This is a genomic window from Chelativorans xinjiangensis (genome assembly GCF_009812055.1).
In the GTDB taxonomy this organism is placed as follows: Bacteria; Pseudomonadota; Alphaproteobacteria; order Rhizobiales; family Rhizobiaceae; genus Chelativorans; species Chelativorans xinjiangense.
Window position 1 is genome coordinate 79,429 of record NZ_WQNH01000006.1, and the last position, 13,252, is coordinate 92,680.

9 protein-coding genes are annotated in these 13,252 nt (G+C 61.7%); 6 read left to right on the forward strand and 3 right to left on the reverse strand.

Going from position 1 to position 13,252, the window contains the following annotated elements; genetic code table 11:
* Nucleotides 1–19 precede the first annotated feature (19 nt).
* The 5 genes from GM910_RS06515 to GM910_RS06535 all read left to right on the forward strand — a co-directional run bounded on the left by GM910_RS06515 (nt 20) and on the right by GM910_RS06535 (nt 5,247).
* Nucleotides 20–958: a carbohydrate ABC transporter permease gene (locus GM910_RS06515; protein ID WP_159586705.1), complete on the forward strand. Its 939-nt coding sequence runs from the start codon at nt 20–22 to the stop codon at nt 956–958.
* Between the two features lie 8 nt (nt 959–966).
* Nucleotides 967–1,782, forward strand: a complete 816-nt coding sequence (locus GM910_RS06520; RefSeq protein ID WP_159586706.1) for a carbohydrate ABC transporter permease — start codon at nt 967–969, stop codon at nt 1,780–1,782.
* An 18-nt stretch (nt 1,783–1,800) separates the two neighbouring features.
* Complete coding sequence (locus GM910_RS06525; protein WP_159586707.1) at nt 1,801–3,135, forward strand: sulfatase family protein; 1,335 nt, start codon at nt 1,801–1,803, stop codon at nt 3,133–3,135.
* 15 nt (nt 3,136–3,150) lie between these two features.
* Complete coding sequence (locus GM910_RS06530) at nt 3,151–4,185, forward strand: LacI family DNA-binding transcriptional regulator (RefSeq protein ID WP_159586708.1); 1,035 nt, start codon at nt 3,151–3,153, stop codon at nt 4,183–4,185.
* Nucleotides 4,186–4,569: 384 nt separating this feature from the next.
* Complete coding sequence (locus tag GM910_RS06535; protein WP_159586754.1) at nt 4,570–5,247, forward strand: Crp/Fnr family transcriptional regulator; 678 nt, start codon at nt 4,570–4,572, stop codon at nt 5,245–5,247.
* Nucleotides 5,248–5,298: 51 nt separating this feature from the next.
* Here the strand turns inward: GM910_RS06535 and GM910_RS06540 are convergent, their stop codons facing one another.
* The gene (locus GM910_RS06540) at nt 5,299–9,456 is read right to left on the reverse strand and encodes a cytochrome P450 (protein WP_159586709.1); all 4,158 of its coding nucleotides are present in this window, start codon (nt 9,454–9,456) and stop codon (nt 5,299–5,301) included.
* Nucleotides 9,457–9,538: 82 nt separating this feature from the next.
* A complete protein-coding gene (locus GM910_RS06545; RefSeq protein WP_159586710.1) occupies nt 9,539–11,284 on the reverse strand; it encodes an adenylate/guanylate cyclase domain-containing protein in 1,746 nt (581 codons plus the stop codon).
* Nucleotides 11,285–11,549: 265 nt separating this feature from the next.
* Between GM910_RS06545 and GM910_RS06550 the strand changes: the two genes are divergently transcribed.
* Nucleotides 11,550–12,344, forward strand: coding sequence for a LuxR C-terminal-related transcriptional regulator (locus GM910_RS06550; protein ID WP_246225880.1), 795 nt, complete (start codon nt 11,550–11,552; stop codon nt 12,342–12,344).
* A 136-nt stretch (nt 12,345–12,480) separates the two neighbouring features.
* Here the strand turns inward: GM910_RS06550 and GM910_RS06555 are convergent, their stop codons facing one another.
* On the reverse strand, nt 12,481–13,167 hold the full coding sequence (locus GM910_RS06555) for a response regulator transcription factor (protein ID WP_246225890.1): 687 nt from the start codon (nt 13,165–13,167) through the stop codon (nt 12,481–12,483).
* Nucleotides 13,168–13,252: the final 85 nt, after the last annotated feature.

The following is a 13,252-nucleotide window of genomic DNA, read 5'->3' on the forward strand; positions in this document are numbered from 1 at the left end:
GATGGCGGCGGGCGGAAGCATGGGCGCGGCTGCGAGCACCGGCACCGGCTCCGGTGCCCGCTCCCTCTTCCGTACCCGCCGCCTGGGCCGGCGCGCGCAACAGACGCTCATCGCCTATTCTCTTCTGTCTCCGGCGATCATCTACTTCACCGTCTATTTCTTCTATCCGATCGGTCTGGAATTCTGGGCCAGTCTCTTCAGCGGCCAGCCGCTGATCGGCGAAAGCCGCTTCGCAGGCTTCGACAATTACGTGACGGCGCTGCAGGATGCGCGGGTGCGGCAGTCCGTTTTCGCCACGCTCACCTATGCGATCGGTGTGACGACGGCAAGCATCGCTATCGGTCTCGGCCTGGCGCTGCTTCTCAATCAGCGTCTGCCTGGCCGCACGGCCATCCGCGCCGTCATCTTCTTCCCTTACATCATCTCCTTCGTCATCGTCGCGCTCATCTGGCAGGCGATCCTCGATCCTTACACGGGCATCTTGAACGGCGTTCTTGCGAATTTCGGCATGCCGACCCAGAACTGGCTCAACGACAGCTCGGCCGCGCTTCCCGTCATCATCGCAATCACCGTGTGGAAGGATGTCGGCTATGCGATGCTGATCTATCTGGCCGCGCTGCAGTCGATCCCGTCGGATTTCTACGAGGCCGCCTCCATCGACGGCGCAAGCCCGGCGCAGCAGTTCCGCTACGTGACCTGGCCGCTGCTCACCCCGACCACGCTCTTCATCGCAGTCGTCAGCATGATCGGCCAGCTCCAGGAGATCGCCCCCGCCTATCTGATCACCAATGGCGGGCCGGCGGACGCGACGAGGCTGTTCAGCCTGCACGTCTTCGAGGCAGCCTTCTTCGAGCTCAACATCGGCTATGCCTCGGCCCTCTCCTTCCTCATGTTCCTGCTGATCCTGGGCATCACCTTCGTCCAGTTTCGGCTGCTTAATCGCGACGTCAGCTATTGAGGGCCGAAATGACGTGGACGAGAATGCTCTTCAGCTACACCATCCTGATGCTTGGTGTGGCGATGTGTGTTTTTCCCTTCCTCTACATGCTTTCGCTTTCGCTGCAGAGCGACGCAGATATCTTCAGCGGCGTGCCGATCCTCATTCCCGAGACGCTGCAGTTCTCCAACTATATCGATATATGGCAGAAGGCGCCCTTCGCTCGCTTCACCCTCAACAGCATCATCATCGCCGGCGGCATCACCGCTCTGCACCTGATCTTCGATCCGCTCATCGGCTACGTCTTCGCCAAGATGGACTTTCCCGGCAAGCGCTTCATGTTCGTGGCGGTTCTGTCGACGCTGATGATCCCCTTCTTCATCCGTATGATCCCGCTCTACATCCTGACCGCACGCATGGGCTGGCTGAATACCTATCAGGGGCTCATCGTGCCCTTCGCCATGAGCGCGTACGGCATCTTCCTGATGCGACAGTTCATCCGGCCTATTCCCGACGACCTTCTGGACGCCGCACGCATCGACGGCTGCTCCGAGCTCGGCATCTACTGGCGCATCGTGCTGCCGCAGGTGCGCCCGGCGCTGGCCACGCTGGCGCTTCTCACCTTCATCTTCCAGTGGAACGAGTTTTTGTGGCCGCTCGTCGCCGTCAGCACCACCGAGATGCGGCCGATCACGACCGGGCTCACGCTCTTCAACCAGGAATTCTTCACCCAGTGGAACATGACGGCTGCGGGTGGGGTCATCCTCTTCATCCCCAGCCTGCTCCTGTTTCTCTTCACTCAGCGCTACTTCGTCCGCAGCGTCATGCTCGCGGGCATTAAATAACCGGAGCCAATGCAGCCCATGACATCCCGCCGGCCGAACGTCGTCGTCTTCTTTACCGACCAGCAGCGCTGGGACACTATCGGTGCGCATGGCAACCCGCTCGACCTGACGCCGAATTTCGACCGTCTTGCCGAAACCGGGACCTTCGTGGCGAATTCCTTCACCTGCCAGCCGGTCTGCGGGCCGGCCCGCTCCGTTTTTCAGACGGGAAAATATCCGACAGTCACCGGCTGCTACCGCAACGACATTCCGCTGCCCAAGGATGAGCCGACGCTGGCGCACCATTTCGGGGACGCGGGCTACGACACGGCCTATATCGGCAAGTGGCATCTGGGCTCGACCGAGCCAGTGACGCAGGAAGAGCGCGGCGGCTATCGCTACTGGCTTGCCTCAAATATCCTGGAATTTACGTCGGGGCCGTTCGACACCGTCGTGCACGACAATGACGGCAGGCCGGTGAAGCTGCCGGGCTACCGGGTCGATGCGCTGACGGACGCCGCGATCCGCTATATCGCGTCCAAGGGCGAGGAGCCGTTTTTCCTGTTCCTGTCTTTCCTGGAGCCGCACCACCAGAACCAGACCGACAATTACCCGGCGCCGCTCGGTTATGAAGAGAGGATCCGCAGAAAGCTGGCCATCCCCGGTGACCTCGCCGCATTGGGCGGCACGACCGCTGCGCATTTTCCAGGCTATCTCGGCATGGTGGCAAGGCTCGACGAGGCATTCGGGCGGCTGGTGGAGGCGCTGTTCAGTTTGAATCTTCTGGATGACACGATCATCCTCTTCACGTCCGATCATGGTTGCCACTTCAAGACGCGCAACAACGAGTACAAACGCTCCTGCCACGAGGCTTCGATCCGCGTGCCCACGCTTTTCCACGGACCGGGCTTTGACGATGTTGGGGCCTTCGATGGGTTCGTAAGCCTCGTCGATCTGGCCCCGACCTTGCTCAACGCCGCCGGCCTCAGCGTACCGGAGGCAATGCAGGGCCGCTCGATCCTTCCCGCTCTACGAGGCGATGAGCTGCCGTCCGACGAGATCTTCGTCCAAATCAGTGAGCATCACGTCGGCCGCGCCTTGCGCACCAGGCGGTGGAAATACGAGATCGAGGCGCCCGGAAAGGATGGCTGGCACGATGCGGACAGCGACATTTATGCCGAGGCGCGGCTTTATGACCTCGAGGAAGACCCGAACGAGCTGAAGAACCTCATCGCCTCGCCGGAACACGCCAGCACCCGCGCCTGGCTGCGGGACCGCATCGTCTTCTACATGCGGCAGGCGGGCGAGGCGAAACCCACCATCCTTCCCGTTGAGCACAAAAATTGGCATGTAGAGCTTGTGAGCGAAGGGTGATTGCAGGCTTTTTGAATGGGCGAGAGCGATTTCGACCGGAAGAAGGCGCCGACCATGGCCGACGTCGCGCGTCGCGCCGGAGTCTCGACGGCGGCCGTCTCCTATCTTCTGAGCGGCGACAGCGCGCGCCTGAAATTCGTCGGCAAGGAGGCGCGCCAGCGCATCCTTGAGGCGGTCAACGAGCTCAATTACGTGCAGAACCGGACAGCCCGCCAGCTTCGCCGACGGCAGGCGGAGCGCATCTGCCTGCTCCTGCCGCGGCTGGGCGTGCCGTTCAGCGACCGCATCGCTCAGGATGTCCAGTCTGCCGTCGCCATGCACGGCTTCTCCACCATTATCGCCGCGGGCGATTCGGTGGAGCGGGTCGGCAGGATCGTGAGCGAGGTCGAAAGCGGCCTCGCCGACGGGCTGATTGCCGACTGGCAGCACTTGTCCGAAGCTGAAATCTCGCAGTTCGCGGTACGGCTTGCGGCGGCCGGGCGGCCTGCCGTCATCTTCCATCCGTCAATCGAGCCGGCGAGCTTCTCGGTCGTTCGCCAGCACACGGCCAGGGCGGTCTCGATCGCACTGGACTATCTCCATGAGGCAGGCCATCGCCGCATCGCCTACATGCTGCACGATGGCGTGGCCGAGGGAAGCCGCGTGGCCGCCTACTACCAGTTTCTTCAAGAGCGAAACCTGCCTTTCCGGCAGGAGCTGCTTGTGCGCGGCGCGGAAGGGCGCAAAGCCGCCTTCACCCATGCCAACACGCTGCTTGCGCTCGAAGAGCGGCCCACCGCACTTTTCGCCGAGTCTGACTTGGCGGCCGTGACCGCCCTTCACGCCTTCGAGGAGGCCGGCCTGTCTGTCCCCGACGATATTGCCGTTATCGGCTGCGGCAATGTGGAGGAAGGCGAGTTCAGCCATCCGCCGCTGACGACGATCGGTCCGGAGACGACCAACTTCAAGCCCTTGGCCGATCATCTGGTCGCATTGGTCACCGGGGCGAAGGGGGTAGCTCCCACGCTCTTCGACGTTCCTTGGCGGCTTGTCCGCCGCGCCTCGGCATAGCGCCTCCCTGTCACCTTGCGGGTCAGCGCTGAACTCACCGCTCGAACGGTATTTGCCGCAGAAGTCTTCCTGCGAGCCGGCGTGAGACCTATCTGCACGGATTTCGCACGGTTGCTTCTACAATTAGCTGAAATCTTTGAGCTTTCGGTCCAATTCACCATAGGCGCAATGGCAAATGCCTTTTCTTTGTTTTTCAAAGTTTTATGATACATTTCAGCTGGATTGGAAGGGATTACAGGGACGGCTGTGGTTGCGAATTAAGGAGGGAAGACGGAGGGTTCAAGTCCGGCGAATTGACGTGGGGAACCCCTGTGGCCCACTATGTGCCCAAGCCTGATCGAGCAGGTTGTATAGATGACGGCGGAACAGCCTGGAATGCGGGAGATGAGCGCCCCGTGGAGCGGTGACCCCGCCCTACGCCTGGCTAGGTTGCGCCCCGATCTGTTCGACCTTCTGTTCGGTGAATGCCGGCCCGAACGATACAGCGCCGGCGCGCATCTCTTCATGCAGGAGGACGTGGCCGACCGCATTTACGGCGTGTTGTCGGGCACGGTGGAGATTTCGATCTACTCTCCAGGCGGGCGCAAGCTCGTTGCCAATATCGAATTGTCGCGAAGCCTCGTCGGCGAAATCGGGGTGCTCGATGGAGGCGCCCGCACGGCGAGCGCGCTTTGCCTGACCGATTGCACGCTGGTTTCCCTCAACAGGGCGCAGCTTTTTGACAAGCTGGAGAAAAATGCCCCCCTCGCGCTGGCGGTGATAGAGCTTCTGTGCGCACGATTACGGTGGGTCAGCGGCGAGCGGAACGATCAGGCTTTGCTCAAGATAGAAGCCCGTCTCGCCAAACGGCTATTGTTCCTCTCCGGAATATTGGCCGACAAGGATGGCTGGATTCCAATTTCACAAGCCGAACTCGCCGCGTTTCTGGGGGCGACCCGGGAATCGATCAACAAGATGCTGAACGAATGGCGCAGTCGTTCGCTGATCATAATAAGGCGCGGCGCGATCCGCGTGACGAATGCGGATGGCTTGCAGGAGATCGTCGATCTGGGAGATGCGTGATCGGCCCGACGCGCGGCGCTCCAGGCCAGTTCATCGATTCCATGAACTGGCCTAAAGCCTCGAAAGCAGATAGCGCAGGCTTGACCGGCTCGGCATGAAGAAATAACCGCCGCCGCGCGTGGTGACGAATTCGGGCAGGCCAGTCAGCACCAGTGAGCCGTCGCTGGAAGGGATCGTGAAACGCCCCTCCCCGCCATTGGCTCCTATCGTCGGGTCCTTCTCCGCCAGGAGCCCGTGGAAGGTGGTGGCCGAGACCCAGCTTTGCTGCATGAACTCATATTGGCGCTCGATGTCGGCGTTGAGACACATGAAGAGCAGTCCCTTTTCGCTCCCCCTCTCGTACGAGCGCCCGCAGCGCAGGATGCGGTGGCGATTGTTGAGCCTGATCTGAGTCTCCCTGTCGTCCCCCAGCGAATCCCGCGGATTGGAACGTCTCACATGCGAGCCGAACGGGCAGCGCAGCCCCAGCGGGTCTTCCGCGGCGTAGGAGAAGTCGTTGTCCGGCTTGCGTGCCTTGCGGCCGTTCGGGTTGCGGACCAGCGACGTTCCATCGGGCCAGCGACCGACCATTTTTGCGGAGATCCAGCGCGCATTGATGGCGGGATTGCCGGTCTGCGAACGCGCCATGGTTGCGGCTTTCCTGCAGTACGCGTGGAACGTCTCGACATGCTGTTCGAGCTGGCGCACGACGACGAAGGAGCCGTTCCTGCCGAAGTCCCGCAACTGTGACTTTGCCCCGAAGAGAGGTTGATGCTCGCTCTCTACCGCCGGCAGTGCACCGCAGCTGTCGCGTGATGAAGGCACCGTCGGGGTCAGCGGATAAAAACCGCTTTCGTCCTTGTAGCCCAGGAGGAATTCGCCGGGCGCCACCAGGTGCATGGACGGGACCGGCGCATTGGCGCGCCGGGTGCCCGTCACAACGGGCTGCGAAATCCCATCCGCGAAGCCGAAATGCTCGACCGCCTGTTTCCCTTGCCTTTTTGTCATGAGCGGCAGCTGCGTGACGATCGTCATCCCTGCCTTTTCCGTGCGCTCATGCAATTCCCGGATGTCGTCCGAGAGCGTCTCCTCATCGGCCGCGTAGCATATGACCACCGCGTCCACCGGCTTTTCCGCCGATCCCCACTCCCAATGTTCCGGCGCACTGCGGCCGACGTCGTCGAGTATGCGGCTCCTCGGCTCTATACCCATACCCTGGCGGAACACCGCCGGGAAAGTCTTAAGCCCGCTCTCGGGCGAATGATCGTCGAGGCCGAGGCGCGCCAGCCCGTTCGGTCCGAACATGACTGCCATAGCCCGCTTGCCGGGAAGCCGGTTGCCGAAGCTGGTTCTCTCCGCCATGAAACGCAACCAGGCCTTCCGCTTCGCGCACGCAAGGCCCTCGGAAATGCGGACTGCCGTCATGCGTGCATGCTGCAGCGGCCCGAGGGGGCCGAAGAAGATCGTCTGTATCTCCTCCGTTTCCAGCGTGCCGTACGGGCGCGGCTGGGAACCGAAAAGCCGAAGCCAATCACGCGCCTCGCTCTCTGTCTCGGCCTTCGCAATGCCACTCCTTATGAGCGAGTTGATACGGATGCGGTTCGTGTTGAGGTCGGGATAGGCCGAATACCAGAAGAGGGTCGGTATCTGTTGCGCCCGCGCCCATCGCTTGAAGCGGGCGCCGTCTCCTGCGCCTTCCAGGAAAAGGGAACGGGTCCTGGGAAAGCCCAGCGTATTGCTCCAGACTCCCGTCAAACCGGCGCGCGCCTTGGCGATGAAGTCTTCGAGATAGCTTTCCCAGCTGCCTCCGTAGTTGCTGAAGAACACCAGCCTGTCCGTGCCGGGCAAAAGCACCCAGCGCGCAAAGTGGATTGTGTTGATGTCGGCGAGGAAGCCGGGCCGGAAAACCTGCCGAGCCATGATGGAGATAAAATAGAAGGAAAGGCGCAGCGCCAGCCGCCGCAGCCAGCCAGGCTTCATGACCGAGACGGCGGTCAGGTGGTTCTGTGGAAAATGGTTCTCCCGCCTTATAATCTCGGCCAGCGTTTCCGGATCCGGCTGAGCGTCGCTAGGCACGTCCCGCTTCTCAAGCCGCCGTAGCGCGAGATGGAGGAGCAGTCCGATGAAGGCCAGAGACATGCTGACCCCCAAGAGGCTGAGCACGAGCGACGTCCCGGAGACCAGAAGATTGCGGAAGATGCCGGGCGTGTATCCGAAAACGAGGGTGTAGGTGATCCCCCAGCACACAAGAAGCACGATCGCGGCCGTGACCAACAGCCTGGGCGATCGAAGCGTTCTCTTGATGGCCGCCCAAAGACTTCCCTCCGGCATTTCCAGAAGGCTTTGCACCGGTTCGAACGCCCATTCGTAGCTGCCGTCCCGCGCCAGCCTTTCCCGCACCTCGGCAAGTACGTCGCCGGCGGCGTTCGCCTGCGCTTCGGCTATGATCTCACGCGCCGCGTTCTGCAGCTTCGCCTCCGCACGGATGCGGGCGACCGAATAGCCGGGCGTGCCGGAAAATACGAGGCCCGCATTGCTGCCGAAGGTCGGGGAGATTTTGATCATTCGCGCGAGCATGAAATCCTCGAGGGACTCTTCGGCGCCAAGCCCGCATGCGTCTTCCAAAAGATCACGAACCAGGGAGCCGGGGTGTTCGGCAAAAGCCCGGGTCACGGCCTCGTCCGCGCCGTCGCCCGAAAGTTCGAGCACGAGATATGTCCGTTCGCCGTTTCCTGGGGCGCTCGGAGCGCAGACGACAGCGAGGCTCGCGAAGTGGATGATGCCGCTTGCATCCAGCGCCGCCGTGGCCCGTTCGTTGGCCGGGTTGCCGAGCTTGTCGACCTCTTTCCGCAATCTTTCGGCTTCTGTGCCTTCGTTGCACTCGAACACGACCGTGACCATCGAATGCTCTACCGCTTTCGAAAGCGGCGAAGGCTCGAAGGCGATCCTCAGGCTCTCCGGATAGGCACCGAGCCGCGAAAGGTGGCCGGCCTTGCCCTTGGCTCGCCGCACGCCCGGTTTTGAGAAGATCGCGCGGAAGCACTCGGCGATCTGGACGCGGGCGATCGCCGCGCCGATGCATTGGTGAATGCCGTGACCGAAAACGAGATAGTCGCGCGCCGGCCGTTCGATGTCGAACACGTTTGGATTGGCCACGGCGTCCGGATCGAACATCGCCGACAACACAGCCGGCATGACGGAGGTTCCGGCCTTGACTGTGCGCTCCCGGCGCGTGCCCCTGGCGATCACCGCGTCGCGGGCGGTGTAGCGAAAAGGCCCGATCCAGATCGGCTTGAACCGCATCGCCTCCAGGATCACCCGCTCGAGGCGTGTATTGTCCTTCGCGGCGACAGCCTCCTCGACCGCCTTGCGCGCATCGTCGCGCGAAAGCACGACGTCAAGGCAGTTGCTGCCGGCGAGCAGGTTAGTCGGCGCGAAGCCGGCTATCATGCCCATCATGATGGAATGGACATCCCCGACACCGACGTCGGAACCGGCGTCGTCGAGCAGATCGACAAGCCGGCCAAGCGGCGTCGACCGGCTGGTCGTGCCGTCCCTGACCGCTTCTACGGACAGGTCGATCGTCCTTTTCATCCTGTCCGCGGCGACGACGGCAAGCTCACGCGCGATCGGGTTGGCGAGGGGGTCGGCAAAGAACAAACCGCTCAGCGCGTTCGCCCAGTCGGAGAATTGCTTCTCGTCGTCGATCCTGATGCCGAAATAGTCGCGGCAGATGCGCACCGGCACCACCTTCAAGAGCTTGCCCACCACGTCGAAATCGGGAGCCGCCCGCCGCATGATCTCCTGGGCGTGCCGGGCCGCCAGCGGCCTCACCACCTGCTCCACTTCGTCCACGGGAAAGGCGCTCAGGATGGTGGACTTCATGTGCCGGTATTGCGGGCCGTCCTGCATTCCGAGGATGAAGTTGTGCCCGCCGGCGATTTCCGTCATCTCCAGGCCGTAAGGCGTCTGGAACACATCCTGCCGTTCGAGGACTTCGCGGACGTCCGCGTTCCTCGTCACCAGAAGGAACTTGCCGAAACGCGGCATCGGCCAAAAACGCCTAAGCAGCGCGAGGGCCCAGCGCGGGTCTTCCAGAAGCCGCTTCGCCAGGCGTGCCCACATGCCTCTGGTGCGCAGGCGCTCCATGTCGAACGGAGGCATCTCGGCAAGGGGCCGCTGCTCCTTTTGCGCTTCGAGAACCCCTCCATAGTACTTGACAGCCACCATCGCTCACCCCCCGGGTTCAACAGTTGCCTACGTCCTTGAGCGCCCCCCGTATGTGAAATAGATCACGTAGCCGACGTTGCTGTCATGCCAACTCAAAATTGCTTATGAGAGCGGCCTTCGCGGATGCGTCGGCGAACGGGATCCATTCGATGCGCTCGTTCGTGAAGTCGGGGTGCCGTGTCCGGAAAATTGAAAGCTCTCGCCGGGCGTCATCGAGGCGCCTGCTGCGTGCGAGCGCGCCGATCTTCAGGAAGCGTGCATAGAAATAGCCGGGGGAAAGACTGAGCGAGCGGTCCGCGGTTTTGATCGCCTCGTCCCACTGGGAGGTAAGGCAATAAGCGGCGGTCAGTTCGCCGAGATTGTGGAACGCATAGATGTCGAAGGGGCTCAGTCGCGACGCCGCCTGGAAAAGCGGGATCGCCTCCTCCGCCTGGCCGAGAAGAAGATGCGCGCTCCCCATGGCCGAGTGGGCAAAAGCGAAACTGGGATTTATCTCGAGCGCCTCGCTCAGATGTTCGAGAGCCATCTTCGGCTGGCCGCGCATGATCGCGACGACGCCAAGATAGGCGTGCGGACGCGCATCCTGGCTGTCCATCAGCAGCGACCTGCGCGAATACTCCACGACCTTGTCGAGATCGTCGCTGTCGCCCGAACGCAGCCAGGCACGCCAGAAATACCACCACGCGAACTCGTTGAGCACGGCGCTCGAATTGGGATCTTTCGCCTGTGCCTGCCCAAAGCACTCGAACGCCAGGGCCATGTCCTCGCGGCTGCGGCGCTGCATGTGCCAGCGGCCGCGCCTGACGAGTTGCCATGTCTCCAGGCTCTCCCACGGAACCTGGAACGTGCGCGCCTGCTCGGCCCGCTCCACCTCCTTCTCCAGCATCGAGACGATCATGCCGCCGATCTCGTCGTGAAGCAGGGCCACCTCATCCGCCCGGCGCTTGAACTCCCTCGACCAGATCAGCCGTCCGTTCGCCGCGTCGGTGAGCGTGACCTTTAGGACGAAATATGTGTTCGCCCGGGTGAGCCTGCCGTCGACGATGTAGCGCGCGCCCAGCGCACTGCCGATCATCCGCGTGCCGAGCGATTTGCCACGGAACTGAAAGCTGGAGCTCTTGGCGATAACGGGGAGCCACCGGGTGTTGGAAAGGCCCTGAATGACATCCTCCGCAATGCCGTCCGCAACGTAGTCGAGTTCGCGGTCTCCGCTCTCGTTGTGAAACGGCAGAACGGCAACGGCCGGCGGCATGGCTGCAGAAGCCTCTTGCCGGCGAGGCAGGAGCAATTCGGCGCCTCTGCCGTCCTGGGTCGCCATGAATATGCGCACGGGCAGCGCTATGTTCTTCAGGATCTGTTCGCCCAGGTCCGTGAAATGGGCGGCCGTCTTGTCCTTCACGTGATGCCAGGTGGTCTCGGAGATCGCCAGCCCGTCATAGGGCGCAAGTTCCTGAATCCGGGCGGCGATGTTGACGTCGTCGCCGTAAAGGCTTTCGTCGCGGACGATCACGCTCCCGGTATTGATGCCCACGCGGAAAGGCATGCGCATCTCGTCGGTGACGGACGCGTTCAATGCCGCGATCTTCTCCTGAAAATCGAAAGCCGCCCTCATGGCATCGATCGGCGCCCCGAATTCGGCCATGAGGCTATCGCCTGCTGCGCCGAACATCCGCCCGCCCCCAGCATCGCAACTCTCTACAATGATCGCCCGCCGCGTCTCGAAAGCCGTTACAGCAAATTCGTCATTGATGCCCATCAGGCGTGAAAAGCCGGCGGCATCAATAGAAACGATGGTTGCGACATGACGGGTATACAGCCGTCCAGTCATCTTCGATCGGGCTAGCCGCCCTCGCCTTCAGTGGAAAAGAATATCTCTGCAGTAAGTTTCCGACAACCGGGCGGCAGCTTGAATATTCACCGTCGCCCGGTGTGATCCCCCTTGCATTCGCGGCGTCGGAAGCCGGTACCGCATGATTGCACGAATAGAAGAAGCATGTGTAGCAAATTTCACAGACGAAAGAGCCAGCACTCCCTAACTTGCAACACTCCAAGAGAACCAGATCCTATTTTTCAACGCACGGGGAATGTTCGACATGACTCTTTCCACGCACACCGATCTTGGTCTGCGAAGGCCGGGCGCGTTCCATGGCACGGAGCGCATCGTCAAAGAAGAGACGGACAACTTCGACGACGACATGCATTCCGATGAGAACGGTCCCGTTGAAATCGGCGAAGGGCTGCAATCGGTTGCGCTCATCGACAATCGCACGCTCCGCAGAGAAAGCCTGCGGCGCAGTCTGGTGTCACAACGCGTTTCGTGGGTGGTGGCTGCCTACGGCTCATTGGAAGAGTGGCGTGCATCGGAAGATCTTCATCCTCCCTTGGCGGCGATCGTCTTCCACCTGGGCGCACAGAAGGCCACCGAGGCCGCAGACCAGATCAAAAAGCTCGTTACCGATGCCGGTTCGCTGCCCGTTATAATTCTCGCCGACTCCGACGATATCGTTCAGATCGTCAATGCGCTGGAATACGGGGTCAGCGGCTATATCCCGTCCTCGGTGAGCATAGAAGTCTGCGCCGAGGCGATCAATTTAGCCATTGCCGGGGGTGTATACGTACCGGCAAGCAGCGTCTTTGCAATACGCCAGACCATCACATCCGATACCTCGCGAAACGGCCGTCTGGCAGAACTTTTCACGCCGCGTCAGATTAAGGTCGCAGACGCCATCAGGCAGGGCAAACCGAACAAGATCATCGCCTACGAACTTAATATGTGCGAAAGCACCGTGAAGGTTCATATCCGCAACATCATGCAGAAGCTGAAGGCAACGAACCGCACCGAGATCGCTTACAAGGTAAGGGATCTGTTCCCCAGCGATACGGCTTGACCGGACCCGCGTTCAGCAGGTCCGGCAGCCGCCGCGACCGCTCTCGCGGCGACTATCGGATTGCAGGGGCAAGACGAGCCCCGCAGAGGCGCTGATAGCGCCGGCATCAGTTCATCGGCGATGAACGATTTCCTGGTCAGGGCAGCATCTCCCTTATCTTGTAGGCCACCTCCGTGCGGTTCGTTGCGTTGAGCTTTTTCATGATGTTGCGGATATGGACCTTGACCGTGCTTTCACAAAGCTGCAGCTCGTAGGCGATGATCTTGTTCGCCTTTCCGCGCCGCAATGCCTCGGCAACCTCCGCCTCGCGCGACGTGAACAGATTGCCGAGACCGGCAATGCGGTTGGTGGTCGAGTTGATAACGTCGCGCATGGCGAGCACACCGCTGGCGGGCACGAACACGCCCCCCGCGCGGGCCAGCAGAATTGCCTCCGCAGCCACACCGACACCAACGTTGCTGGGGATGTAGCCCCGTGCTCCAGAGTCGAGCGCCTTCAGGATTTGCCCGAGATCATCCGTATCGGCAACGACGACCACCGGGCTTCCCTCGAATTTCTTCGCCAGCTCCTGGATTTCCCCGCTCACGGCCGGCTCGGCAATCTTCCTGCTGCCGACGATGAACAGCACCGCGGATGGTTCACGTGATTCATGGTTTCCGCGCCATTCGTTGGCGGAGCCGACCGCCACGATATCCATGGCGGGGTTCTGCTCGCTCAGGCTTCGCGCCAGGCACTCCCGGTCGAGCGCCCGCGGATCGATCAGCAGAATGAGGTCGCAGCGCTTCTCCCCGCCGGGCTCCCCCCCTGCTTCATACTCTCCGATTTTCTCTAAAGTCCCCGGTATGTTTGGTACCTGTTTAAGGCCAGGTACCTGTGTAATCGCGTTCGTATATTCCACGACACAACTC